Origin of the sequence: Rhodococcus sp. EPR-157 (assembly GCF_001647195.1) — a bacterium.
Classification (GTDB): domain Bacteria; phylum Actinomycetota; class Actinomycetes; order Mycobacteriales; family Mycobacteriaceae; genus Rhodococcoides.
This window is the reverse complement of the sequence record NZ_LVCV01000391.1, coordinates 1-26,096: the sequence shown is the minus strand read 5'-3', so window position 1 is coordinate 26,096 and position 26,096 is coordinate 1. Positions and strand designations below refer to the sequence as shown.

At 64.3% G+C, this 26,096-nt stretch carries 25 protein-coding genes; 20 read left to right on the top strand and 5 right to left on the bottom strand.

All coding sequences use genetic code 11. The annotated features are described in order from the left end of the window. Window positions 1-100: 100 nt before the first annotated feature. On the top strand, window positions 101-352 hold the full coding sequence (locus A2J03_RS17805; protein ID WP_068376420.1) for a DUF3253 domain-containing protein: 252 nt from the start codon (window positions 101-103) through the stop codon (window positions 350-352). A 117-nt stretch (window positions 353-469) separates the two neighbouring features. On the opposite strand, the gene A2J03_RS17800 is transcribed toward A2J03_RS17805, so the two are convergent. Beyond that, window positions 470-1,417, bottom strand: coding sequence for a sugar-binding transcriptional regulator (locus tag A2J03_RS17800; RefSeq protein ID WP_068376418.1), 948 nt, complete (start codon window positions 1,415-1,417; stop codon window positions 470-472). A 129-nt stretch (window positions 1,418-1,546) separates the two neighbouring features. Between A2J03_RS17800 and A2J03_RS17795 the strand changes: the two genes are divergently transcribed. From A2J03_RS17795 to A2J03_RS17750, 11 genes are all read left to right on the top strand, one after another. Then, window positions 1,547-2,188 (top strand): SIS domain-containing protein, encoded by a 642-nt coding sequence (locus A2J03_RS17795; RefSeq protein WP_231912582.1) that lies wholly within the window; start codon window positions 1,547-1,549, stop codon window positions 2,186-2,188. Then, window positions 2,185-3,207 (top strand): FGGY family carbohydrate kinase, encoded by a 1,023-nt coding sequence (locus A2J03_RS17790; RefSeq protein WP_231912581.1) that lies wholly within the window; start codon window positions 2,185-2,187, stop codon window positions 3,205-3,207. Before A2J03_RS17795 ends, A2J03_RS17790 begins: the two co-directional genes overlap by 4 nt. Further along, window positions 3,188-3,670 carry an FGGY-family carbohydrate kinase gene (locus A2J03_RS31730; RefSeq protein WP_231912580.1) on the top strand — a complete coding sequence of 161 codons (483 nt, stop codon included), beginning with the start codon at window positions 3,188-3,190 and terminating at the stop codon, window positions 3,668-3,670. Before A2J03_RS17790 ends, A2J03_RS31730 begins: the two co-directional genes overlap by 20 nt. Continuing rightward, window positions 3,667-4,284, top strand: coding sequence for a hypothetical protein (locus A2J03_RS17785; protein ID WP_068376415.1), 618 nt, complete (start codon window positions 3,667-3,669; stop codon window positions 4,282-4,284). Before A2J03_RS31730 ends, A2J03_RS17785 begins: the two co-directional genes overlap by 4 nt. Then, window positions 4,281-5,315: an NAD(P)-dependent alcohol dehydrogenase gene (locus tag A2J03_RS17780; protein WP_068376413.1), complete on the top strand. Its 1,035-nt coding sequence runs from the start codon at window positions 4,281-4,283 to the stop codon at window positions 5,313-5,315. The genes A2J03_RS17785 and A2J03_RS17780 overlap by 4 nt, the downstream gene beginning before the upstream one ends. Beyond that, window positions 5,312-6,076 carry an SDR family NAD(P)-dependent oxidoreductase gene (locus A2J03_RS17775; protein ID WP_068376411.1) on the top strand — a complete coding sequence of 255 codons (765 nt, stop codon included), beginning with the start codon at window positions 5,312-5,314 and terminating at the stop codon, window positions 6,074-6,076. The genes A2J03_RS17780 and A2J03_RS17775 overlap by 4 nt, the downstream gene beginning before the upstream one ends. Further along, window positions 6,070-7,119, top strand: coding sequence for a zinc-dependent alcohol dehydrogenase (locus A2J03_RS17770; protein ID WP_068376404.1), 1,050 nt, complete (start codon window positions 6,070-6,072; stop codon window positions 7,117-7,119). Before A2J03_RS17775 ends, A2J03_RS17770 begins: the two co-directional genes overlap by 7 nt. Next, window positions 7,116-8,684, top strand: coding sequence for a sugar ABC transporter ATP-binding protein (locus A2J03_RS17765; RefSeq protein ID WP_068376402.1), 1,569 nt, complete (start codon window positions 7,116-7,118; stop codon window positions 8,682-8,684). Before A2J03_RS17770 ends, A2J03_RS17765 begins: the two co-directional genes overlap by 4 nt. Beyond that, window positions 8,681-9,700, top strand: coding sequence for an ABC transporter permease (locus A2J03_RS17760; RefSeq protein WP_068376400.1), 1,020 nt, complete (start codon window positions 8,681-8,683; stop codon window positions 9,698-9,700). The genes A2J03_RS17765 and A2J03_RS17760 overlap by 4 nt, the downstream gene beginning before the upstream one ends. Window positions 9,701-9,751: 51 nt before the next feature. Beyond that, window positions 9,752-10,792 carry a substrate-binding domain-containing protein gene (locus A2J03_RS17755; RefSeq protein WP_068376398.1) on the top strand — a complete coding sequence of 347 codons (1,041 nt, stop codon included), beginning with the start codon at window positions 9,752-9,754 and terminating at the stop codon, window positions 10,790-10,792. 91 nt (window positions 10,793-10,883) lie between these two features. Beyond that, on the top strand, window positions 10,884-11,642 hold the full coding sequence (locus tag A2J03_RS17750; RefSeq protein WP_068376396.1) for a GolD/DthD family dehydrogenase: 759 nt from the start codon (window positions 10,884-10,886) through the stop codon (window positions 11,640-11,642). A gap of 68 nt (window positions 11,643-11,710) precedes the next feature. Here A2J03_RS17750 and A2J03_RS17745 read toward each other — a convergent pair whose 3' ends face one another. Beyond that, window positions 11,711-13,318: an MFS transporter gene (locus A2J03_RS17745; RefSeq protein ID WP_068376394.1), complete on the bottom strand. Its 1,608-nt coding sequence runs from the start codon at window positions 13,316-13,318 to the stop codon at window positions 11,711-11,713. Between the two features lie 172 nt (window positions 13,319-13,490). On the opposite strand from A2J03_RS17745, the gene A2J03_RS17740 reads away from it, so the two are divergent. Beyond that, on the top strand, window positions 13,491-14,810 hold the full coding sequence (locus tag A2J03_RS17740; RefSeq protein ID WP_068376392.1) for a diacylglycerol/lipid kinase family protein: 1,320 nt from the start codon (window positions 13,491-13,493) through the stop codon (window positions 14,808-14,810). A 20-nt stretch (window positions 14,811-14,830) separates the two neighbouring features. On the opposite strand, the gene A2J03_RS17735 is transcribed toward A2J03_RS17740, so the two are convergent. Genes A2J03_RS17735 through A2J03_RS17730 form a run of 3 tightly spaced genes read right to left on the bottom strand, consistent with a single transcriptional unit; the run spans window position 14,831 to window position 17,655 of the window. After that, entirely contained in the window at window positions 14,831-16,264 is a 1,434-nt protein-coding gene (locus tag A2J03_RS17735) for a hypothetical protein (RefSeq protein WP_068376391.1), read from the bottom strand. Window positions 16,265-16,270: 6 nt separating this feature from the next. After that, a complete protein-coding gene (locus tag A2J03_RS31895; RefSeq protein WP_269455219.1) occupies window positions 16,271-16,402 on the bottom strand; it encodes a hypothetical protein in 132 nt (43 codons plus the stop codon). 23 nt (window positions 16,403-16,425) lie between these two features. Next, entirely contained in the window at window positions 16,426-17,655 is a 1,230-nt protein-coding gene (locus A2J03_RS17730) for a DUF4185 domain-containing protein (RefSeq protein WP_156520434.1), read from the bottom strand. 268 nt (window positions 17,656-17,923) lie between these two features. On the opposite strand from A2J03_RS17730, the gene A2J03_RS17725 reads away from it, so the two are divergent. The 7 genes from A2J03_RS17725 to A2J03_RS17695 form a co-directional block, all read left to right on the top strand. Continuing rightward, entirely contained in the window at window positions 17,924-19,300 is a 1,377-nt protein-coding gene (locus A2J03_RS17725) for an NAD-dependent succinate-semialdehyde dehydrogenase (RefSeq protein WP_068376387.1), read from the top strand. Between the two features lie 166 nt (window positions 19,301-19,466). Continuing rightward, on the top strand, window positions 19,467-20,105 hold the full coding sequence (locus A2J03_RS17720) for a hypothetical protein (protein WP_068376385.1): 639 nt from the start codon (window positions 19,467-19,469) through the stop codon (window positions 20,103-20,105). A 3-nt stretch (window positions 20,106-20,108) separates the two neighbouring features. Next, a complete protein-coding gene (locus A2J03_RS17715) occupies window positions 20,109-20,981 on the top strand; it encodes an ABC transporter substrate-binding protein (RefSeq protein ID WP_068376383.1) in 873 nt (290 codons plus the stop codon). 99 nt (window positions 20,982-21,080) lie between these two features. Further along, window positions 21,081-22,241 carry an acyl-CoA dehydrogenase family protein gene (locus tag A2J03_RS17710; protein WP_068376381.1) on the top strand — a complete coding sequence of 387 codons (1,161 nt, stop codon included), beginning with the start codon at window positions 21,081-21,083 and terminating at the stop codon, window positions 22,239-22,241. Window positions 22,242-22,323: 82 nt separating this feature from the next. Then, window positions 22,324-23,532, top strand: coding sequence for an acetyl-CoA C-acetyltransferase (locus A2J03_RS17705; RefSeq protein WP_068376379.1), 1,209 nt, complete (start codon window positions 22,324-22,326; stop codon window positions 23,530-23,532). A gap of 35 nt (window positions 23,533-23,567) precedes the next feature. Continuing rightward, window positions 23,568-25,745, top strand: a complete 2,178-nt coding sequence (locus A2J03_RS17700) for a 3-hydroxyacyl-CoA dehydrogenase NAD-binding domain-containing protein (protein WP_068376422.1) — start codon at window positions 23,568-23,570, stop codon at window positions 25,743-25,745. Between the two features lie 28 nt (window positions 25,746-25,773). Then, a partial coding sequence (locus tag A2J03_RS17695; protein ID WP_231912579.1) for a TetR/AcrR family transcriptional regulator occupies window positions 25,774-26,096 on the top strand: 323 nt, incomplete at its 3' end.

Sequence of the window (26,096 nt, the reverse complement as noted above, 5' to 3'; positions counted from 1 at the left end):
GACGTGTGCATCCTGCGGTCGGCGCATCGAGTGGCGCAAGAAGTGGGAGAAGAACTGGGATGACATCGAATACTGCAGCGATGCCTGCCGGCGACGCACAGTGACCGCATCGGACCGCCAGCTCGAAGCAAAGATTCGCGAGCTTCTCGATGCGCGCTCTCGTGACTCGACGATCTGCCCGTCGGACGTGGCGCGTGCGATGTCCGAGAACGAGTGGCGCGAGCTGATGGAACCTGTGCGGCGTGCGGCCCGGCGCTTGGTCGACGCCGGCGAAGTGGAGATCACCCAGAAGGGATCCGTCGTCGACCCGTCGACGGCCAAGGGACCCATCAGAATTCGCTGGAAGCGCTGAGCCTGGCGGTTCCGCTGTGGCCGAGGGCGGCTCCGCCGCAGTGGCGCGGTTGAGTGCACCCTGATGCACTTAACCGCGCCACTGACGCGGAGCGTCGCTCGTCCACGAAAAAGACCGTCAGCGCACCAAACTCGCCGCCGTGTTCGCGTCGATGATCAACGACGACACCAAGCCGGACTTCAGCACCGCCAACACCGCATCCCGCTTCGACTCCCCCGCCGCGATCGCGATGACATGTTCGATACTCCGCAGCGACTCCTCCGACACACCCATTCGCCGATCATCGAGACCGTGAATTCGCCGCCCGTCGCGGTCGAGCATCAACGCACACGATTCGGCCACCACGCCGTGATCCGCCCACTGCTGCGCTTCTCCCGGAGCGAGCAGGTCGTACACCTGAGACAGACCGGGATTCCACGCACCGATGGAGACAACAGCTTTCGTCACCGACCGGTGATGACTCAGCGTCTCCTGGATACCCCGACTGCTGCGCAACGCCGCGCATGTCTGCGCGTCGGATACCACCAATGGTGCATACATGGACCACGCTCGCCCGCCCCCGAGCGCCGTGATGCGGCGGACCAACTCGGCTGAATTCGACCCGATCTCGCCCGCCATCCCGGTGAGCTGCACGACGTCGCACGCAGCAATGGAATCGAGATGAGTTGTCATGCGCGCCAAGGTTCGTCCGCAATCCACCCCGAGCACATCCGATGGGGTGACGATCTCGGTCAGAAGGTCGGCCGTCACTCGTCCGACGGCGTCCCACAGTTCGCCTTCGCCGCCGGTGATGGTGCGCACTGCGAATGCCATTCGAAGATCGAACGTGTCCTTGAGTGCACGCGACAACTCGATATCGATCGATTCCGGTGCGTGCACCGTGATTTCGACCATGCCCGACGACACCGCGTCCTCGAGCATGCGCGCAACCTTGAATCGCGACAGCCCGAATTCGTCCGCGATCTGCACCCGCGTCCGCCCATCGACGTAATACCGGCGTGCGATCAACCCCCGCTGGATCAGCTCCTCGGGACCCACTCTGCGACCGTCTTGCTCTTGGGGCATCCCCCCACCCTTCCACGTTCCAACCTCAGCATCATTGCACAGCGCTCATATGAGCGGGCCCGTTGACAAACGAGCTTAGGTCCTTGCATGATCCGTGTCACTAGTCATGTGAGCAGTGAGGCACAACATATGAGCAAGCTCGACGACGCCGATCTACGGCGTCTCGCGCGTACCGTCCTGGTCCGCGAAGCCGCGGGCCTGGATTCGTTGGTGGACGTGGTGGAGCCGAGCGTCGTACGCATCGCCCGCGCAGCGGTCAGCACCACGGGCAAGGTCATCACCACGGGTTCCGGCACATCGGGGATCATGGCCGAACGTCTCGCGCATCTGCTGTCGGTCTGTGGAACTCCCGCTCTCTACCTCCCGTCCATGGACGCCCTGCACGGCGGAATGGGAGCCGTCGGCACTGACGATCTGGTTCTGGCGATCTCCAAGACCGGCCGCTCTGTTGAATCGACTCAATTGGTCAGCGGCCTGGTCGGACGGGGTATCCATGTCGTCGCGGTCACCGAGGCCGCCGACTCGCCGTTTGCGGCAGCCGCGACCGAGATCGTCGAATTACCCACGACCGCACCCGGTGCCGACCCCGGCGACATGATCGCGCTGACCAGCACCCTGGCCGTCGGCGCGTGGGGCGACGCTGTGGGCGTCGTCGCCATGGCGTTGACCGGACATACGATGCGCGACGTCGTCGACCTGCACCCGGCCGGCGGCGTCGGCACCCGCGAGGACGTACGCACCGGCGACAACGCACCGGTGGTAGCGCTGTGACGCGACGGGTGGTCGTGGGAATCGACTCCTCGACCCAGTCCTGCAAGGCGGAAGTCCGGGACGCCGAGTCCGGCGAATTGGTGGCGTCGGGATCCGCCCCGCACACACCGGCTTTCCCGCCCTGCAGCGAGCAGCAACCCACGTCATGGTGGGACGCCCTTGTTCTTGCAGTCCGAGCTGCTCTCGACACAGCCGGCGAGACCGAGGTCGCCGCAATCGGCGTCGCCGCACAGTGCCACGGCCTCGTCCTCCTCGGCGCAGACGAAAAACCCCTCCGGCCCGCCAAGCTCTGGAACGACACCACCGGCGCCGAACAGTTGTCGAAACTGGTCGAGACGATCGGCGGCCCCGCGTGGGTACGACGCATCGGATCGCTGCCCACCGCGGCGTTCACCATCGCGAAGCTCGCCTGGGTTGCCGAGCACGAACCGTCGGTGCTCGACGCCACTCGACGCATCCTTCTCCCGCACGACTACCTGACCTTCCGCCTCACCGGTCGGGCTGTCACCGATCGCTCCGACGCCTCGGGTACGGGATATTTCGACGCACAGACTTCGACGTGGCTGCCCGACATCCTCGACGTCGCCGCCGGTGCGCGCGACTGGCTCCCGATGTTGCCGACGGTCCTTGCCGGAGCCGAGCCCGCCGGATTTCTCACCGAGAACGCCGCATCCGAGCTCGGTATCACCGGGCCTGTCCTGGTCGCGGCCGGCGCTGGAGACCAGCATGCCGCCTACCTCGGTCTCGGCCTGACCGACGGTGACCAGTACGTCGGGCTCGGCACCTCGGGCGTCGTGGCCACCTCCACCCGCACTCCGGTATTCGACGAAGGCGGAATCGTCAACGGTGTCGCCGACACCGCCGGCGGATATCTGCCGCCTCATCTGCACGCTGAATGCGGCACGAGTCGGCGATACCGCGGCACGCATTCTCGGTACCGACCACGCCGGACTCGCCGAGCTGGCCCTCGCCGCCGGACCGACCGTCGGGCCGACGCTGGTGCCCTTCCTCGACGGTGAGCGCACCCCGAACCGCCCCTACGCGCGGGGGATGCTCACCGATCTCACCTCGGCCACCACCAGGCACGAGATGGCGCGTGCGTTCCTCGAAGGCCCGCTCCTGTCGCTGCTGTCCGGTCGAGATGCCATCCGTTCGTTCGGGATCCGTTGTGAGGGAACGATTACGGTCGTCGGCGGCGGAGCACGCTCGCGCGCAACTCTGCAGCTGCTCGCCGATCTCTCCGGTGACACCGTCACAGTGCCGGACACAGACGAGGCGACGGCGCGAGGAGCCTGCGTCCAGGCCGCAGCCGTCGCAGCCGAACTCGACGTCGACGCGATGGTCGCGCTCTCCCATCGATGGGCACCGCGGGCCAGGACAACCGTTCTTCCCCGCGATACCGGGCGCGACATCGACTCTGTCCGTCGAAACTGGGCGCGGGCCGCGGCCGTCGACGTGCTGGATCGGCCGGTCACACAGTGAGCGTCGCACTGGCCCCGTGGCACGTCGGCCACGCAACTCATCTCGCGGGAAGCATCTACGCGGCAACCCCTGGGCGTCGGGTCGACGCCGCCCGCGCACTGGTCGACGCCGGAATCGCAGTGCACGTCGATGTGATGGTCCCGAACGAAGGACTGCCACGAGGGATAGCCGTCGCCGAACTCGACGGCATCGCCGCGCAGGTTCCGCCCGACATGCTCGGAATTCACCTGATCGGCAGCGCATCGGGAGTTCGAGGGCTGCTGCAGAGCATCCCCGACTGCGCTGATCTGTATCTGCCGATCGGAATCCGAGACCACCGGGCCACGCGACTGTGGGCCGCCGTCTGGGACGAATTCGACGACGAGGCGCCCGCCGACGCCGATCTCGACGGATACGACGGCGTTCTCGTCATGCTGCTCGAACCGGGCACAGCCGGCGCCGCAGATCTGTCCCGCCTGGCGCTCGTCGAAACGTTCTCTCGGCGCACTGCCGTCACCGTCGACGGCGGCGTCACACCCGAGTCGATACCCCGATGCCGCTCCGCCGGCGCCACCACGCTTGTCGTCGGACGCGCGCTACTTACCGATTGCTCACCGCTGGAAGGACAACCATGACACCAACATCTCCCGCATCCTCGATGCGTGCGAGCGTGATGACCGGCGTGCGCACCCTCGAGATCGAGGATCGCCCCGTTCCCACACCGGCGGCGTACGAGGTGCTGATCGAGGTCGCCGCCGTCGGGGTCTGCGGATCCGACGTGCACTATTACCGCGAGGGGCGCATCGGCGACTTCGTCGTCGACGAACCGATGATTCTCGGCCATGAACTGTCCGGCAGGATCGCCGCAGTCGGTGACGGCGTCGACCCGGGCCGTGTCGGTCAGCGCGTCGCCGTCGAACCACAACACCCATGCCGTCGATGCACCCAATGCATGGCCGGACGCTACAACCTCTGCCCCGACATGAAGTTCTACGCCACGCCTCCGGTGGACGGCGCGTTCTGCCGTTACGTCACCATCGATGCCGACTTCGCCCACCCGATACCGGATTCGATGTCCGACGAAGCCGCAGCACTGCTCGAACCTCTGTCCGTCGCGGTGACGACGATGCGCAAGGCGAACATCGCCCCAGGATCGTCCATCCTGATCGCGGGTGCCGGACCGATCGGTATCATCACTGCTCAGGCCGCACGTGCATTCGGCGCGGCCCGCATCGTGGTTTCGGACCCGGTCGAATCGCGACGCGAACGCGCATTGACGTTCGGTGCCACCGAGGTAATCGATCCCATGACCGTCGACGTCGCTGCGCTCGATCCACAGGTCGACGCATTCGTCGACGCCAGTGGAGCTGTGCCGGCCGTACAGAGCGGCATTCTCGCCGTCGGGCCTGCCGGACGTGTGGTCCTGGTCGGTATGGGCGCGGACAACTACCCGCTTCCGATCAGCCACATCCAGAACCTGGAGATCACCGTGACCGGCGTATTCCGGTACACCGACACCTGGCCTGCTGCAATTCATCTCGTCTCCTCCGGCCTGGTCGATCTCGATCGACTCGTCACCGGACGCTACGACCTCGAGCACGTCGCCGACGCGCTCGACAGTGACACCGACCCTGCCAGCCTCAAGTCGATAGTGGTGCCCACATGAGCAAGAATCCATTCGATCTGACCGGACGTACCGCGATCGTCACCGGCGGCAATCAAGGTCTCGGCCGTGCGTTCGCGTTCGGACTCGCCGAAGCAGGGGCGCGCGTAGCCATCGCCGGACGCAGCGCCGAGCGCAACGAGAAGGTCGTCGCCGAAGCTGCCTCCGAAGGCCACGAATTCACCGCGATCACCGCCGACATCACCAACCGCGCCGACATCGAGCGGATGACCGCCGAGGCCATCGACGCGCTCGGCCACGTGGATATCCTCGTCAACAACGCGGGTACCTGCTACCACAACGATTCCTGGGACGTCACCGAGAACGAGTGGGACAGCGTATTCGACCTGAACGTGAAGGCGTTGTGGGAGTGCAGCATTGCCGTCGGCGCTCACATGCACGAGCGTGGCAGCGGTTCGATCGTCAACATCGGGTCGATGTCCGGCATCATCGTCAACCGCCCGCAGATGCAGCCTGCCTACAACGCATCGAAAGCCGCCGTGCATCACCTCACCAAATCCTTGGCAGCAGAGTGGGGCCCACTCGGAATCCGCGTCAACGCGGTCGCGCCCGGATACTGCAAGACCGAGATGGCACCCGTCGATCGACCCGATCTCAAGCGCTACTGGATCGACGACGCACCCATGCAGCGGTACGCGCTGCCGGAAGAGATCGCACCCAGCGTCGTCTTCCTCGCCAGTGACGCAGCAAGTTTCATCACGGGTTCGGTTCTCGTCGCGGACGGGGGTTACACCGCATGGTGAGCACCGAGACGGTTCGGCGCATTCTCGTCGAAGGCATCGACGGTGTCAGCGTCGAGACTGTGCCGACGCCGGTACCCGGTCCCGGTGAGGTGCGGGTGCGGAGCACCATCGTCGGCATCTGCGGCTCCGATATCCATGCAGCGCATGGTCGTCACCCGTTCATCGACCTTCCGTTCCGCCCGGGCCACGAGGTGGTCGGCGTCGTCGATGCCGTCGGCGACGGCGCAGACCCCGGCCTCGTCGGCACCCGCGTTGTCGTCGAACCGAACTTGGCGTGCGGGCACTGCACCCAGTGCGACGCCGGACGGTACAACATCTGCGCCGAACTGGCCGTGTTCGGTTGCCAGACCCCGGGTGGCCTCACCGACGCCTTCACCATCGCTTCGGACCGTGTGGTGCCACTGTCCGACGATCTCGACGACCGTCACGCAGCGCTGATCGAACCCCTCGCGACGCCGGTCCACGCCGTCCGCCGCGCAGGCAGTCTCGTCGGCGGGCTGGACGGGAAACGAGTAGCCGTGCTGGGCGCAGGTCCGATCGGTCTGTTCGTTCTGCTCGCGGCCCGCCGCGCCGGTGCCATCGTCGTCGTCGCCGATCTGCTCGAGTCCAAGCGTGCCCGGGCCGAGCGACTGGGAGCAGTCGGCAGTGTCGATCCCGTTGCCGCCGACGCGGTGACAGTTGCTCACGACGCGCTCGGCGGTCCCGCCGACGTCGTGATCGACTGCGTCTCACGTGAGTCCTCGATCGCGCAGGCGATCGATCTCGTCGACAAGGGCGGTGCGGTACTTGTCGTCGGCGTTGCAGCCGGGGTCACGCCCGTGCCCCTCGAGAAGATCCAAGACCGCGAGATCGTCGTCGCCGGCGCTCTGATGTACGTCCGCGAAGACATTCAGGAGGCGATAGACATGCTCAGCGACGGTTCGATTCCAGTCGACGAGTTCGTGACAGCCGAATTCCCACTCGAACGCTCCGCCGAGGCGTTTGCAGCATCCGCCGATCCGGAGCACGTGAAAGTACTGATCACCGTGGGTGATCGAGCATGACCGCCTTGCTCGAATGCCAGGACCTGACCAAGAGCTTCGGAGGGGTGCCGGTACTCAAGGGAATATCTCTCGACCTCGAACCGGGCACCGTCACCGCACTCGCCGGCGAGAACGGCGCGGGCAAGTCCACGCTCATGAAGATCGCCACCGGTCAGCTCCGCGCCGATACCGGAACGGTCATGATCGGCGAACACCAACTCTCGTCGGGCGACTCACGGGACGCTGTCCGGCACGGGGTCGCGATCGTCCCGCAGGAACTTGCATCGATCGACGATATGTCCGTGTACGAGAACATGTTCGTCGGACGCGAGAAGCGCCGCGGCATTTTCTTGGATCGTCGCGCGATGATCAAGGAGGCAGCGGAGGCGTTGAGCGTCTTCGACGTCACCATCTCCCCCACCGCGCGCATGGGCAGTCTGCCTGTCGGACTGAGACAGATCATCGAGATCGTCAAGGCTGCACGCACCGGCGCTCAGGTGGTCATGCTCGACGAACCGACGTCGGCCATCTCCGAGCGCGAGGTCGAGGGCCTCTACAGGGTGATGCGGCAGCTGCGCGATCGTGGTGTCGCGATGGTCTACACCACCCACAAGATGGCCGAGATCCGCGCTATCGCCGACCGCGTCGTCGTACTGCGCGACGGCAAGCTGATCACCGACGAGAAGCTCACCGACATCACCGACGACGACATCGTCACCGCGATGATCGGCCGCGAACTCGAAAACCTTTTCCCGACGGTCGGAACGGACATCGGAGACGTTGTCCTCGAAGTCCAGAACCTTCATGTAGCCGGCGCGTCGGCGCCGATCGACTTGACGGTTCGGCGCGGCGAAATCGTCGGCCTCGCAGGTCTTGTCGGAGCGGGACGCACCGAACTGCTCGAAGCACTGTTCGGTATGCGCACGGTGACGTCGGGAACGGTCAAGGTCGACGGAAGGACCGTGCCCAAGGGCAAGCCCGCCGCGGCGATCACCGCAGGGATGGCCATGGTGCCCGAGGACCGCAAGGTCAACGGCGTCGTGTTGTCGATGAGTGTGCTGGACAACGGATCGCTTCCGAGGCTGTCGAAGTTCAGCATCGCCGGATGGCTGCGCAACAAGGCCAGGGCGACCGAGGTGACGAGCGCCATGGACTCCGTTCGGCTGCGAAGCCGGGGAATCGGCCAGAGCGTCGGGACCCTGTCCGGTGGAAATCAGCAGAAGGTGGTGCTGGCACGCTGGCTCACCGGTACGGTCGACGTGCTGCTTCTCGACGAGCCGACGCGCGGAGTCGATGTCGGAGCACGCTCAGAGATCTACCGAATCATCACCGAATTCGCCAGCCGCGGAATGGCTGTCGTGATGGCCTCGTCGGACATGCCGGAGATCGTCGGTCTGTCGCACCGCGCGTTCGTCATGCGCGAGGGAGCCTTCGTCGGCGAACTCGACCGCGACGCGCTCGATCATCCCGAAGTTCAGGACTCGGTGTTCCGCCTCGCCACCGCGCTAAACACGCGGAACGAGCAGTCACCGACCACAACCACCACGACCGACAAGCGGTCGTCACTCGAGGAGGCACCACAGTGACAACACCCGTCGCTGATCCGGACGAGAAGATTTCCGTCTCGGCCACTACGGGCGAGCCGGTCCGCCGGTTCTCCAGCGCCTGGGCCGGAGCCCTCGCACTACGCTATTCGATGGTCATCGTGATGCTCCTGGTGATCGCGTACTTCTCTTACCGCAGTGCACGTTTCGGCACCGCGGACAACCTGCAGACGATTCTCGTCGCAGCGGCACCGTTTGCACTGATCGCTCTCGGCCAGACTCTCGTCATCCTCACCGGCGGCATCGATCTCTCGGTCGGTAGCGTCATCGCAGTCTCGGCAATGGCATCGGCTGCAGTGGCGAAGGCGAACCCGGGTCAGATCTGGATGACGGTGCTCATCGCCATGGCCGTCGGGCTCGCCGCAGGGTGCATCAACGGATTTCTGGTATCTCGGATCAATGTGCCACCTTTCATCGCAACACTCGGTATGCTCACAGCCGGTTCAGGTTTCGCGTATGTGATCGGCGGTGGCGCGCCGATCAACGGTCTACCGGCAGAGTTCGGCCAGATCGCCAACACCAAGATATTCGGCCTGCAGATACCGGTTCTCGTGATGATCATCGGCATCGTGGTGCTGGCCGTGGTGATGAAGCGAACTGCCTACGGCATGCGCGTCTACGCCGTGGGCGGCAACCGAACCGCAGCCGAGATCGCCGGAATCAACGCCAAGAACGTGCTGTTCAGTGTCTACGCTCTGTCCGGCCTGCTCGCAGGTCTGTCCGGGGTCATGCTGGCATCGCGTGTCATCTCCGGCCCTCCCAACCTGGGCCAGGGATACGAACTCGACGCCATCGCTGCAGTCGTGATCGGCGGCGCGAGCCTGATGGGCGGGCGCGGCACCATCTGGGGTACTGCACTCGGCCTGTTCATGATTCAAACGCTCAACAACGGTCTGGACCTTCTCGTCGTTCCCGCCTACTGGCAGGACGTCATCAAGGGAGTTCTGATCGTCGCCGCAGTCTCGGTCGACGTCTGGTCGTCCAAACGAAGAGTCTGATCGCCCCGAAAAGACTCTGTCCAGTACCCACCCACCGATTCGGAGATGACAATGAAGTTTGCTTCCAAGATGCTGACCGTGGCGGCCGCTGGCCTGCTCACCGTCGGCGTCACCGCCTGCGGCGCAGGCGATACCAGCGCACAGGACGGCAAGACGCGCATCGGCGTCACCGTGTACGACATGAGCTCGTTCATCACCGCAGGCAAGGAAGGCATGGAGACCTACGCCGCGGCGAACAACATCGAACTGCTGTGGAACTCCGCTGGAAACGACGTGTCGGTCCAGGCCAGCCAGGTCGACTCGCTCATCAACCAGGGCGTCGATGCGATCATCGTCGTTCCCGCACAGGCTGATTCGCTTGCACCACAGGTCCAGTCCGCCAAGGACAAGGGCATTCCCGTCATTGCAGTGAACGCCGCACTCGAAACCGACCAGATCTCGGGCAACGTTCAGCCAGACGACGTCGCGGCAGGCGCGCAGGAAATGCAGATGATGGCGGACCGTCTCGGCGGACGCGGCAACATCGTCATCCTGCAGGGCCCGCTCGGCGGATCAGGCGAAATCAACCGCGGCGCAGGCATCGACCAGGTACTTGCGAACTACCCGGACATCAAGGTCCTCGCCAAGGACACCGCCAACTGGAAGCGTGACGAAGCGGTCAACAAGGCCAAGAACTGGCTCTCCAGCTTCGGCGATCAGATCGACGGTGTCGTCGCGCAGAACGACGACATGGGCCTCGGCGCACTGCAAGCACTGAAGGAAGCCGGGCGCACCGACGTCCCGATCGTCGGCATCGACGGGATCGAGGACGGCCTGAACGCGGTCAAGAGCGGCGAGTTCATCGGCACGTCGCTGCAGAACGGAACCGTCGAACTCTCCGCCGGCCTCGCAGTGGCCAACAAGATCGCCAAGGGCGAAGAGGTCGACACCGACCCGGTCTACGTGATGCCCGCGATCACGTCCGAGAACGTCGATGTCGCCATCGAGCACGTCGTGACCAACCGTCAGGAATTCCTCGACGGACTCGTCGACCTGACGGCGGCGAACCTCGAAACGGGCGACATCGCCAACGAGGGAATCCCCGGACAGTAGTTTCCGCACCCGCACACACTTCGGGGCGGGACGGTGCCCACCTCGGCCCGTTCCGCCCCGAACTCCATTCACCACCGGAAAGGCCACTTCAATGACCGCAGTGCCCCCGCCCGTAGATCTGTCGTTCGACGGATTGGTTGCCGTTGTCTCCGGTGGTGCATCGGGTATCGGGGCTGCGATCGGCGCGGCCTACGTTGCTCAGGGCGCCGAAGTGGTGCTCGTCGATCGTGACGGCGATGCGGCTGCCTCGGTCGCCGCAGACATCGGAGCGCGCAGCGTGGCGTGCGACGTCGCGAACCGCGTGTCCGTCTCGCAGGCGGTCAGCTCGGTGATCGAGGATCTGGGCCGCGTGGACGTCCTGGTCAACTCGGCCGGGGTAGCTCGACTCGGCCCGGCGGAATACCTGTCGGACGAGTTCTGGAACCTGACGATGGACGTCAACCTCACCGGCACATTCCTGATGTGTCAGGAATTCGGACGCACCATGCTCGCCCGAGGGTCCGGTCGAATCATCAACATCGCATCGCAAGCGGCGACCGTCGCCATCTCCGAACACGCTGCGTACTGCGCATCGAAGTTCGGCGTTCTCGGTCTGACCAAGGTCCTGGCCGCCGAATGGGCGGGCCGAGGCGTCACCGTCAACACCATCTCCCCCACGGTCGTCATGACACCGCTCGGCCGCGAGGCGTGGTCCAATCCGAAGGGCGATGCGCTGCGCGCTCGTATCCCGGTCGGCCGGTTCGCCGAAACCGATGATGTCACCAGCGTTGCTGTGTTCCTCGCGTCTTCGGGCGCGTCGATGATCAACGGTGCAGATGTTCTCGTAGACGGCGGATACACGATTCTCTAGCTCGGACCACTCGAACCTCGACGGCAGGTAGTGCATGCTCGTCTCGATCTCGACGGACAGGTTCCAGATTACGGGTCCTCGGGCACCTGAGCGGACGGAGCCTGCCGCGGAATGTTCCCCGTGAAGAACAAGGCTGTCAGCCCCAGCAGAGCTGCCAGCGCCAGGGCTACTCGGAGGGCCTCGAGCCGAGCGTCCGCATTGAGGTCCAGTATCTCCTGAGCGGTCGATTCCGGCACCGACGACTCGTTCAGGGCAGCCTCCAGCTGGCTATCGGACAGAAATGGAACACCGCTGGCGAGCTCTGTGGTGGCTTGCTCCTTCATCGGCGCCGGAACCTCGGGATTCGACTGAATGCCCGCAATGATCGTCGCGCTCAGGGTTGCGATGAGTACCGACCCGATCAGTGCAGTTCCCAGCGATGCACCGAGATTGGTGGCAGTGTTCTGTAGCCCGCCGACCTCAGCGCTCTGCGAATCCGGGACGGCCGAAACCGTCACCGCGCCGAGCTGCGAGGCCAGGGCCCCGAGCCCCAAGCCCATGAGAAGCATCGGTATCGCCACGATGCTGGCATTGGCACCGGGATCGAGTCCTGCCACCAACACCAGGATGCCGATGATCATCGACGCCAGACCCCACCGCACAACTCGACGCGGATTCGCGTGAGGCCACAGCTTCGGAATGCCCGCAGCAGCGACGAGCAACGCAATCGACAGCGGGATGAGTCGTATGCCCGTCTGCAGGGCGCTCAATTCCAGAACGACCGACAGGAACAGCGGCACGGTGAAGAAGACGCCCGCCTGGACGGTGAACTGCGCAAAGAACATGGTGAGCCCACCGGTCAATTGCCGGTTGCGAAACAGCTGCGGATCGATCAACGGTTCTTTGCCGGACTCGGCAAGATGCGTCTGCCATCTCATGAATACGTACAGGAGCATCGTTCCGGCCAACAGCAGCCAGATCACCGGTGACATGCCCACGATTTCGGAGCCTCCCGGTTTCGGCTGAATCCACCCCCACTCGCCCGATCTGAGCACCCCGAACACGATCAGACCCAGGCTGGCCACCGAGAGGGCAGAGCCGATCAGATCGAGCCGAACTCGTGCAGGCGGAACGTCGTTGATGCGACGCAACACCAACAAGATCACGATGACGAGAACGACCTCGCCGACGAAGACGTACCGCCACGACGCGAACGTAGTCACCGCTCCCCCGATCAGTGGCCCCGCCGCCACCGCCATCGCGCCCGCCGCAGCGACCAGACCGTATGCTGCTGATCGCCTTTCGGGCGGGAAGTTCGCCGCAACCAACGCGACGATGGCAGGCATGATCAGCGCCGCACCCATCCCTTCGAGCAGCGACCACCCGATCAACAGCACCGGAAGATTCGGTGCCAACGCCGTGGTGAGCGACCCGAGGCCGTAGATGACGAGACCGAGGGCAAACGCTCGGCGCCTTCCCATGATGGTGCCGATCTTGCCCCCGGTGATCATGAGCGTCGCCATCACCAGCGTGTAGAGCGTGATCGCCGTCTGGATCCCGGTAATTGTCGTGTCGAGGTCCGCAGCAACCTGAGCCATCGACACGTTCATGACCGAACTGTCCAGCGTCATCAAGAACTGACTCGACGCCAACACCGTCAGCACAAGCCCCGAACCTGTTTTCGTTGCAGCAGTCATGAACTCACCCGCCTGGCAGCTGTAGTCCCACGACTATGCAGCTGGTCGTTCGATTGCAAATCACCCGTCTCGGATGAGATGCCGCGGCGCGCCTCCGCAGCCAATAGATGGACATACGATGAAGAGTCGTACTGCCACAGGGAATGGATGCGAGACCGGAGAGGGCTGTCACGTGAACGAATCGGACTTTGCCGACGTCAGTGACCATAGTCGGCGTTGGTGGGCCCGTGGAGCATTCGTGTTGGCAGTGGCTGCGGCGGTGGTGCCCGTCCTTTTCGCCGGGGTGCTGGGCACCGTGGCGTTGCTCGTCGTGGAAATCGGTGGCGTCGTGGTCACAGTGGCATCGTTGTACTCGTTCCTCACCCGGCGCGGGGTGCTCAGGTGGATAACCCTGGGAGTTGCGATCGCGACGCCGGTCATCGTTCTCGCCGTCTTCGTCCGGGCCAACTTGCTATGGGTGGTTGTACTTGTCTACGTGCTCGCGCTCGCGGCGAGCGTCTGCGCCCGTGCCGCCTTGCGCAGAAGCCGCGCGGAGACGGACATGCCCGAATACCCCGCCTCGCCAGCGAAGCATCCGTTCGTGATCATGAATCCGCATTCCGGTGGCGGGAAGGTCGCACAGTTCGACTTGAGGCGCAAAGCCGAGGCTTTGGGGGCCGACGTAGCGCTACTCGAAGGCCCTGGCACTGTCGACGTCACCGCCCTGGCCCGGCAGGCTGTCGAGCAGGGGGCGGATCTCCTGGGGGTGGCCGGCGGGGACGGTACCCAGGCGCTCGTCGCCGCGGTCGCGGCCGAACACGACTTACCATTCCTGGTGATCAGCGCCGGAACACGTAACCACTTCGCGATGGATCTCGGCCTCGATCGATCCGATCCGGCCCGATCGCTGGATGCACTCCGGGATGGTGTCGAGTTGCGCGTGGATCTGGGCGCGGTCGATGGCCGACCCTTCGTCAACAACGTATCTTTCGGGGTGTACGCCGAAATCGTACGCAGCCCCGCATACCGAGACGACAAGGCTGCAACCGTGCTGAAACTGCTCCCCGATCTGCTGACCGGGCACTCCGGCCCTCGGTTGGTTGCCCATATCGGTGACACCGAGGTGGAAGAACCGCAAGCAGTTCTGGTGAGCAACAATGCCTATGGCACCAGTGACGTTGCGGGTCTCAGTCGCCGAGATCGTCTCGATCGGGGCGTCCTCGGCGTGGTCACGCTGTCGGTGGCGAATACCCGACAAGCGGTCGATCTACTGCGCCGCAACAATGGTCGTGGTTTGACGCAGACAACGGCGAGAGAGGTGACTGTGGACTCCGACACCCCGGAGATCCCCGTGGGCGTCGACGGTGAGTCGCTTCTGCTCCGCACTCCCGTGCGGTGCACCGTAGACCCAGGTGCCTTGCGGGTGCTGGTTCCCCGAAACAGGCCAGGGGTACGTGTTTCTGCGCCGGTGCTCGACTGGGGTCGGCTCTGGCAGACGGCTTTCCCGAGCTGAGTCCGACCACTTCTGCATTTCTATTCCATCCGGGTCTGCGAATCGTCCGTCGGCGCTGCTGGCGCCGTCGTAGCCGTCGCCGTCAAGCCCGTGGACGAGGCGAACACTCGGGCAGGGCGGACGAGTAGGTTAAGTCCCGCGAGGGCCAGTACTGCGACGACAGCGATCCACAACACGACCAGACCCGTTGGGTACGGCCAGAACATCAGCAACACCGCAGCTGCTCCGATTATCATGCACTGCAGCGGAATTCGAATCTGATTTGCCCAGCGTTCCACATCGTTCGGGGGCCTGCCGCTCCCGGATCCGCGGATGAAGTCCAGTCCTTGCCCGTAACCGCGACGCACGGCCGCAGCGGACGTCGAGCCACCGATGAGATAGGCGCCGATCGCGACGACCAGGCCGAGGACTGCAACCGCGCGCAGGGTCGTGCGGAGCGGAACCAAGACGGTGTCGATCACCGCAGCTGCGGCATCGGTCGAGAGCACATCGGCTGGAACGCCGGCGAGGTAGCTCGCACGACCGACGAGTAGTCCGATTGCCAGAACGAACATTCCCAGTGCGATCGACAACCCTGCGAGGCCCAGTACACGGAGCCTGCTACGCGAGGGCGCGACAGCGACGGCGGCTGCAGCGCACGCGATCCCCAACCACGGCAGGATCACGGAGGCACGATCGAGCGCGGCAACTGCTCGCTGCGCCCTCACCAATTCGGGTGACTCGAACAACACGAATTGTTTGTCCACCGAGGGGATCTCGTCGACGAAGGCGAAACCACGCTCGATCAGGACGGCCTTCACGTTGTCGATGACTGTGCGCAGGGAGATACTGATGGTGCCGCTCTGGTCGACCGCAACCGAACTCGCGCCGTAATTGCCGGTCATCACCGCGACGAGTGCGTTGTGGGCTGCCCGATTCGCCTGGACCCAAAGGTCTTCGAACTGCTGGGACTGCACCAGCGCACCGACGGTGTCATTGACGTAAGTTCTGGCCTGGCTTGTGATCACGGGCGTGAGTCCGACAACCACCTGGTCGAGGCGCTGACCGTTCGCGGATGGGTTCGACACGTCGGTCAGCGCGGTCAATGCGCTCTTGGTGGGCCCCTCGATGTCGACCCGGGTGAAGATCTCGTCGGTAATCTGGTTCGTGATCTCCTCCTGGATGGCCGGATTCTCACCGAGGGGTGCGACCGTGGCCACGTAGCGGTCGGTGTCGAGGATCTGACTTCTCGTGAAGCGGGCAGTGACCGATGCGATCGCCAGAACAGCGACCAGAATCAGCAAGAGCGTGACAGCCGTCCAACGCAGCCCGTTCCGCGGTCGGCGCTGCGCGGGAGGGCCGGTGGCGGCGTCGTCACCGGCCTTCATGCGAAGTGTCGATACTTCCTCGCGCAACCGAAGAAGTTCAGCGCGTTCGTCCTCGTCGAGCGAGTTTTCGTTCGCTGCGTCGTCCATCGCTTGTCAGACTCTCTCGGGATTCCACGTCGCGACCACCCAAATCACAACCGCGTTCGACGCGACGACGAGGAGAACCGCCCCTGTCATCGACTGCCGCCTTGCCACATCTTGTTCGACCAGAGCTTCGTCGGACATGACCGTTTCCCTTGCCGCACTAACTACTTCAGGAGATCGAGGTTCGTCTTCAACAGCAGTACATTGTAGTCCGACCACCGCGAGGCCGTGAAGTACAGTTCGTTGCCGCTGGTGATCGGATGAATGTACGGCGCGTAGATACCTCCGCCGGTCTGCCTCGCGTCGAGCAGCGTCTTCGGCGCACTCCACGGACCTTCCGGGTTCTCGGCAGTCCGCGCCAGGATCGTGCGGTCGATCTCGTTGCCGTACAACATGACATAGCGTCCGAGATAGTCGTTCCATGCGACCGAGAGCTCGCTGACGGGCTCCTTGACGGTTGACACCGAATCGGCCACGTTCGTCGACCACGGCTTCGCCGGGTCCTGCGTCGAGTACTCGTACTTCGTCAGATCCAGGATCCGTGCGGGCTCGACGCGAGCGACGAACGCTGCCCCGAATCGACCGTTCGGAGTGCCGAACTGGTAGATGTACCCATCCTTGCCCTCGACGTAGGCGTTCATCTGATACTTGCCGTTGCTTTCCTCGACCTGAGGCAGCGTCGGAATGGTGACGCCGGCGTTGACCCGGATCGTTCCCGGTTGGGTCGCCCACGTTTGGCCGTTGTCGGTCGACGTTGCGATTGCCGAGAAGTTCGTGACCCACCGGCCGGGTGCGCCCCACTCTCGAACCGACATGTAGTTCAGGTACTGCGTTTTTCCGATCGCGATCGCGGCCGTCGGAATGACGGTGTCCTCCACGCCTGCGATACCGAGGCTCGGGATAACCTCACTCGCGAACCCCGCCGGCTGGACAACCGCACCGGAGGTCGAATCCCCCGGCACCCCGTCGGCGACGCTGATGCCGTCGGCCAGGTTCGTGTCGTCGGATCGCATCAGCACGTTGCTACGCCACTGAGCTCCGGGCACCGAGCAGTTGCCGAACGTGTCACCGAAGGCCATCAGTGTCTGCCCGGCCCCGTTGTCCCAACTGATTCCGAGGTCGGTGCCGGAAATACCGAAGCGGTCGTACGTGCTGTTGGGGCTCACCGGTCCGGTCACCCACGCAACCGAGGTGGCGTTGCCGGAGATCGTGGGCAATGGGCCTTGCGGTCCACGGGGATTCTTGTCCGGTCCGCCACCCGCGCTGCCCGACGATCCGAACAGCGGTGACGAACCAGGCCCGCCGATCCCCCCACATGGTTCCGCACTCGCGGTGGGTGGCGTCAGCACTGCCAGCCCGCTGGCCACCAGGGTGAGAGCAGCACCTGCCGCCATCTGTCGAGTACGTGCGCGCATGAACGCTCCCCATCGATCCGTGTGACTCGTGTTACTCATGAGACTGATGTGGTGAGTGTTGCGTAAAAATACGCCTTGCGCAACAAATCGGACGTGTCGGTACTTGACAAATAGGCTGGCGCGAGAATGACATCGGTGGCATTCGCCGGTTCCGGAGTGTGCACCCGTCCACCCGCGCGACCAGCACGTTCGCATCCCATTGGTCCGATTCGGAACAATCAGGCCCCACGAACCCGTTGGAAGAGGTATGACGACCTACAAGACTGTCAATCCCGCCAACGGTACGACCGTCAAGGAGTTCGAAACGCTCGACGCACAGGGCGTCGAACGTGCACTTGCTTCCGCGCACGCCGGCTACCAGACCTGGCGCATCACGTCGCCACAACATCGTGCAGAGACACTGCGCAAGGTTGCAGACATCTACACCGAACGAGCCGACGAGCTCGCTCGAAGCATCTCGCTGGAGATGGGAAAGCCGCTCGCCGAAGCGCGGGGTGAGGTGAAGCTGTCCTCGGCCATCTACAAGTACTACGCCGACCACGGACCGGCACTACTCGAAGAGGAACGACTCGACGTACCCGGCGCCGAAGAGTCGGTGCTACAGCGCAAACCGATCGGCGCACTCGTCGGCGTCATGCCGTGGAACTTCCCGTACTACCAGGTCGCGCGCTTCGCAGCGCCGAACCTGATGCTAGGCAACACGATTCTGCTCAAGCACGCTCCGAACTGCCCGCAATCGGCGTTGCTCATGGAGGAGATCTTCCATCAGGCAGCGTTGCCCGAGGATGCGTACGTCAACATCTTCGCCACGAACGAGCAGATTGCCGACATGATCGCCGATCCGCGAGTGCAGGGCGTATCCCTGACCGGCAGCGAGCGCGCGGGCACCAGCGTCGCCGAAACAGCGGGACGCAACCTCAAGAAAGTCGTGCTCGAGCTGGGCGGGTCGGATGTGTTCATCGTTCTCGACACCGATGACATCGACGCAACCGTCGAATCGGCAACTCGTGCACGACTGTCGAATGCGGGACAAGCCTGCAACGCTGCAAAGCGAATTCTCGTGACCGAGCCGTACTACGACGAGTTCGTCGCCAAACTGACCGAATCGTTCGCGGCCACCGTCACCGGCGACCCGCTCGACGAGAAAACAACACTCGGCCCCCTGTCCTCGCAGACCGCGGCCGACAACCTCATCGAGCAAATCGACGACGCCGTCTCCAAGGGCGCAACATTGCACACCGGCGGCAAGAAGATCGACGGTCCCGGCGCCTTCGTCGAAGCGACACTGCTGACCGGCGTCACCCCGGACATGCGGGCCTACAGTGAGGAACTGTTCGGACCCGCTGGCGTCGTCTACAAGGTGAAGGATGCCGACGAGGCCATCGCATTGGCCAACGAATCTGCCTTCGGTCTCAGCGGATCGGTGTGGAGCACCGACCTCGCCAACGCCAGGACTGTTGCCGAACAACTCGACGTCGGCATGGCATTCGTCAACGAGCACGGCACCACCCTCCCCGGTCTACCGTTCGGTGGAGTGAAGCGCTCGGGCGTCGGCCGGGAACTCGGCCCATGGGGAATGGACGAATTCGTCAACAAGAAGCTCGTACGAGTGTCGAAGAAGTAATCTGCGAACGAGAAAGGCCGGGTCGGTAGTCCGACCCGGCCTTGTCTTGTCGAAGACGTCGTTCGTCCGTTTTGCGTGCCCGGCTCACACCAGATGGGCACCCAACCGACCCCAGCCGTTCGGCCCGATTGGGAATGACCGCACCGAGGGAGTTAGATCGACAGCTATGGCGGCAACCGAGAACTTCACCTTTCCGACCGAGCGAGCCGAGCGCACGACGCTACTGAACGGTTCGACGTCCGAACACCGCCGACGGTTCTGGCTGCTGTCCGACCATCTCGCATACGCGGACATCCGCAACATCGTCGCCGACTACATCAACACGACAATTTCGGATCCCGCGAACACTGTGCGTCACGGGTGGACGGTCGGAGCCTTGACGCGCGAATCCCCGCACGAGCGCGTACTTCTGACGCTCACATGCGGCGATCTGGATACGCTGGTCGTCACCGAGTTCACCAATGACGACGACGATTCGATCGAGCTCGAAATGACAGTGAACACCGATCTCCCCGAGGGGTATTCGGACGAGCAACTCACCATCTCGACCGAGTTGGTCTCCGCTGCACGTGGGACGTACCCCGAACACGACGTATGGACCTGGCGGATCGACATCGGGGCGTTGCTGACCGACGAAGCTGAAGTGTCCTTCGGGATCGACGACAGCCTGTTCGACGACCTCTGCTATTCCCTCAATTCGCGGTTGATGACCGAAAGTAGGCCTGCCGCAGCCGATCACAGCGACGACCTGGCGGCCGATCTCCTCGCCGAGGCCTACCGTCAGCTTCTTGACACCGACGACTGACCAATGCGACGAGGAGTCCACCACGTGCGACCGAAGGAAATCCTGACTGCCGTGGCGTTGACCGCCACCCTCGCTGTGTCGGGATGCAGCACGCCGGACTCGACGACCGACACCACCGTCGCCGACCGCCCCGACTCCATCGTCTCGCTGAGTCCGTCGGCAACGGAGACTCTGTTCGCCGTCGGCGCCGGTGATCAAGTGGTCGGCGTCGACAGCCAGTCGGACTACCCGGAGAATGCGCCACGCACCGAACTGTCCGCGTACACCCCGAGCCTCGAGGCGATCGTCGAATACGAGCCCGATCTGGTCATCGCATCCGACGACATCGGCGGACTCGTCGCCGCGCTCGGCGCTGCCGATGTCCCGGTACTCCTGCTCCCCGCGGCGACGAGCATCGACGACGCCTATTCCCAGATCGAGCAGGTGGCCGACGCAGCGGGTCACCCCGAGGAGGGTGAGACGCTGGTCGGCGACATGCGCTCGCGTGTGGACGCTGCCGTCGCCGGCGTTCCGGCGCGAGAGGCAACGTACTTTCACGAGCTCGATTCGATGCTGTACACCGTGGCGAGCGCCAGTTTCATCGGTCAGATCTATGGGCTGTTCGGCCTGACGAGCATCGCCGACGGGGCGGGTAGCGACTATCCCCAGATGTCCGACGAGGGAGTCGTCGCCGCCGACCCCGACTTCGTCTTCCTTGCTGACTCCCAATGCTGTGGAGTGACGGTCGAATCGGTGTCCGACCGTCCCGGATGGAACACGACCACCGCAGTGCGCGAGGGCCAGGTCGTCGTGGTCGACGAGGACGTGTCGAGTCGATGGGGCCCTCGTATCGCCGATCAGGTCGAATCGGTCGCAGCGATTCTCGAGCAGAACTAGAGCCTTCCAGGTCCGTTGTTGACATCCGTGGATACGCGAGGCATGGTTTATTGGCACAGCGCCAATAAACGACAGTGCGCTTCGAGCCAAGGACCCGCCATGACTGCACTCGCAGACCGCACCAACGCCGAACTCGCCACCGAGCTCGCGGACGTGCGACAGCTCGCTCGAGGATTCTTCGAGAAAGAGGTCGCGCCGCACCGTGAGGAGTTCGCAGCCGCCGGACGCCCCAGCCGCGAGGTCTACCGCAGTGCGGGCAGCCTCGGTCTGCTCGGCATGTCGGTACCGGAGCAGTACGGCGGCGGCGGAGGCGACTTCCGCCACGAGGCCGTGCTGTTCGAAGAGCAGGTCCGCTCCGGCGACTCGTCGATGCAGCTGGGAGTGCACAGCGGCATCGTCCCGCACTACATCCTGGCCTACGCCTCCGAGGAGAAGAAGCAGCAGTGGCTGCCGAAGCTGTGCTCGGGCGAGTGGATCGGTGCCATCGCGATGACCGAACCGGGCACCGGCTCGGACTTGCAAGGCATCACCACCCGCGCGGTGCGCGACGGCGACGACTACGTCGTGACCGGCGGAAAAACGTTCATCTCCAACGGTGCTCACTGCGATCTGATCATCATCGCCGCCAAGACCGACCCGTCCGCGGGAGCCCGAGGACTGTCACTGCTCGTCGCCGAGGTCTCCGACGACACCGAAGGATTCCACCGAGGACGAGTGCTGCACAAGATCGGCCAGAAGGGCCAGGACACCGCCGAACTCACCTTCGACGGCCTGCGCATTCCCGCCGCGAACATCCTGGGCGACTCGGAAGGCCGCGGCTTCGCCCAGCTGATGCAGCAACTCCCTCAGGAGCGCTTGATCTGCGGTATCGCCGCGGCCGCCATGATCGAAGCCGCCGTGGAGCAGACAGTCGAGTACACCAAGTCTCGCAGCGCTTTCGGAAAGACCCTGTTCGATCTGCAGAACACGAAGTTCGAGCTCGCCGAATGCGCGACGATCGGCCGTGTCGTCCGCACCTTCGTCGACGACGCCGTCGCCAAGCACATCGCAGCCGAACTCGACGTCACGACCGCCGCGATGGTGAAGTACTGGACCACGGACCGGCAGTTCGAGGTGGTCGACAGATGCCTGCAGCTCTTCGGCGGATACGGCTACATGGAGGAATACCCCATTGCCCGCATGTTCGTCGACGGCCGCATCGCCCGCATCTACGCCGGCGCCAACGAAGTCATGAAAGACCTCATCTCTCGTTCGCTCTGAAACCAGGGTCATTCCGCAGGCTCCACTCCCGCTGATCCAGGGTCATTCCGCAGGCTCCACTCCCGCCCAGAAAGGCACCGCCATGGAGGCGTTCCTCTACGACGCAGTTCGCAGCCCGCGTGGCCGCGGTAAGAGCTCCGGCTCACTGCACACCATCAAACCGGTCGATCTGGCCGCGAGTACGTTGTCCACGTTGCTCTCTCGCAACTCTCAACTCGACCCGGCACTGATCGACGACATAGTGCTCGGTGTCGTCACTCCGGTCGGTGACCAAGGGTGCGACATCGCCCGAACTGTTGCCATGGTCGCCGGTCTGCCGGACAGCGTGGCCGGCGTCCAATTGAACCGGTTCTGTGGATCGGGCCTCGAAGCCGTCAACACTGCCGCACAACGTGTTCGGTCCGGTTGGGATCGACTGATCGTCGCGGGCGGTGTCGAATCGATGTCGCGCGTGCCGTTGGGCGCGGACGGTGGCGCGTGGCCGTGCGACCCCGTGACGAACTACAACAGCTACTTCGTCCCCCAGGGCGTCAGCGCCGACCTCATTGCGACCATCGAGGGATTCGATCGCGACGAGGTCGACGCCTTCGCGGTGCGCAGCCAGCAGCGAGCAGCGCACGCCTGGTCGATGGGTCACTTCGAGAAGTCGGTCATCCCGGTGTTCGACGCGAACGGCCGACTGATGCTCGATCACGACGAGATCATGCGACCCGAGACCACCACAGCCGATCTCGCGGCTCTGAAGCCCTCGTTCGCCCAGATGGGTGCGCTTGCAGGGTTCGACGCCGTCGCCATGCAGAAGTACACCGAGGTCGAGCGCATCGATCACGTCCACCACGCCGGAAACTCGTCCGGAATCGTCGACGGCACCGCGATGGTTCTGATCGGTTCCGAGGAAGCCGGTCGTGCAGGCGGATTGACCCCGCGCGGACGTGTCGTCGCCGGAGTCGTTGCCGGATCGGATCCGACGCTGATGCTCACCGGTCCGGTTCCCGCCACCCACAAGGTGCTGGCCGCAGCCGGTCTCACCCTCGACGACATCGCCGTGTTCGAGGTCAACGAAGCATTTGCCTCCGTGGTCCTGAACTACGCAAAGAAGCTGGACATCGATCACGACCGCATCAACGTCAACGGTGGCGCGATCGCGATGGGCCACCCACTGGGCGCAACGGGTGCGATGCTCACCGGAATGGCGCTCGACGAACTCGAGCGCCGTGGCGAGCGATATGCACTGATCACGCTGTGCATCGGTGCCGGAATGGGCGTCGCCACCATCATCGAGCGCCTGTGAACACCCCGCGAGAGACCACCGACCGAGGAACTGAGATGAACACGACATCCCCTGCTCTGCGGACATCCACGATCACCGGCGAGATCGGCACCGACCGCGTACTCGTGCTGACGATGGACGACCCGACACAGTCCACCAACACCATGAACACCGCGTTCGGCGAATCGCTCGAGCAGACTGTGGACTGGCTCGAGGCCAACCTCGATGCGTACGACGGTGTCATCGTCACGTCCGGAAAGGACACCTTCTTCTCCGGTGGCGACCTCGAGCTGCTGCGCGACGCCGGTCCCGCCGACCATGCGGCCATCGCCGACGCTCTCGATTTCACCAAGGACAAATTTCGCCGGCTCGAGAAGCTGGGCAAGCCGGTCGTGGCAGCGCTCGGCGGCACCGCTCTCGGCGGAGGTTTCGAGATCGCGCTGGCATGTCATCGTCGAATTGCCCTGAGCAAGAGCAACGCTCGCTTCGGGCTCCCCGAGGTCACTCTCGGGCTTCTGCCCGGAGCCGGCGGAGTCACCAGGACGGTCCGCATGTTCGGCATCGTCAAAGCTCTGACCCAGGTGGTCGGGCAAGGCCAGCGGTATCGGCCGGCGCAGGCGCTCGAACTCGGGCTCGTCGACGAGGTCGTCGACACACACGAGCAGATGATGGCCAACGCGCGCGCCTGGATCGTCGCCAATCCTGAGGCTGTACAGCCTTGGGACAAGAAGGGTTTCAAGATTCCCGGCGGGACCGCGGCCTCACCTGCGGTGGCCGCACAGTTGCCTGCATTCGCGGCAACGGTGCGCAAGCAGGTCAAGGGCGCGCCGATGCCCGCCCCTATCGCGGTCGTCGCAGCTGCGGTGGAGGGATCGGTGCTGGACTTCGATTCGGCATCGCTCGTGGAAACCAGGCACTGCACCGCACTTGCCTGTGGGCCTGTTTCGGGCAACCTCATCCAGTCGATGTTCTTCGATCTCGGATCCATCAACAAGGGTGGATCTCGTCCGACGGCCGAGCCGCACCGGGTGCCCGAGAAGGTGCTGGTGATCGGTGCCGGAATGATGGGTGCCGCTATCGCCTATGTCGTCGCCTCGGCAAAGGTTCCCGTCGTGCTGCGCGATGTCTCCATCGAGTCCGCTGAGCGCGGCAAAGATTACGCCCGTTCGATTCTCGGCAAGGCAGTCGCGAAGGGACGCAAGACCCAGTCCGATGCCGATGCGGTACTGGCGCTCATCACGCCCAGTTCCGACGCGGCCGACGCCGAGGGCTGCGATCTCGTCGTCGAGGCCGTGTTCGAGGATCCTGCCGTCAAGCAGAGTGCCTTCGAGGCCGTCGACAAGTACCTGACCGTCGACGCACTGCTGTGCTCGAACACCTCGACGCTGCCCATCACCGAACTGTCCAAGGGAGTCTCACGCACCTCGGACTTCATCGGCACGCACTTCTTCTCCCCCGTGGACAAGATGCCGTTGGTGGAAATCGTTGTGGGAGCACACACCAGCGACTCGGCCCTTGCCCGCGCGTTCGATTTCGTTCGCTTGATCGGCAAGACGCCGATCGTCGTCGGAGACAGTCACGGCTTCTTCACCACCCGCGTCATCGGCAGGTTCATGGACGAGGCGATCTCGTTGGTTGCCGAGGGCGTGCACCCGGCAACCGTCGAGCAGGCAGCACTCCAGGCCGGTTATCCGTCCGGTGCGCTGGCACTGATGGACGAGATTTCGCTGACTCTCTCGCGGCACATCCGCGAAGGCATGGCCGAGGCTGCCCGCGCAGACGGTCGACCGTGGATCGTCTCGAACTCCTACGCGCTGGTCGATCGCCTGGTCGACGAGTTCGATCGCCCGGGCCGCAAGGCCGGACGTGGGTTCTACGAGTACGCCGAGGACGGCACCAAGGCCGGACTCTGGCCGGGCCTGGTGGAGCACTACCACCGCCCCGATCACGGAATTCCGTTCGAGGACATGATGGATCGCATGCTGATCGCGCAGTCACTCGACTCGATCGCGTGCCTCGACGAAGGTGTCCTGCGCACGGTCGCCGATGCGAACATCGGCTCCATTCTCGGCATCGGCTACCCCGCGTGGACCGGTGGCGTGCTGCAGTTCGTCAATCAGTTCGACGGCGGCCTGCAGGGATTCGTGCGTCGGGCAGACGAACTGCGAGCACGCTACGGCGATCGGTTCGTCGTGCCGAAGTCGCTGCGGCCACGGACCGAGCGGTACCTCTGACGCGTCGCGCTGTCGGTTCGATGCAATCATGAGAACCATGCCGGCTGCCAGTACACCCAAGTGGAATCGACTCGAACCGGACGAGCGACGGACGCAGATCTTGGCCAGCGCCGTTCGCTTGTTCGGTGACAAACCGTATGCCGAGGTCTCGATGTCCGACGTGGCAGCCTCCGCCGGCGTGGCACGCGGGCTCATTCACCACTACATCGGCAGCAAGCGTGATCTGTACATCGAGAGCGTTCGCTTCCTGGTCACCGTGCCGCCGATCGAGGACGTGCACCTGCCCACGGGTTCGCTCGAGGAGCGGGCCCGTGGCAGCGTGCACTGGCTGGTCGGAGTGATCGAGACGCA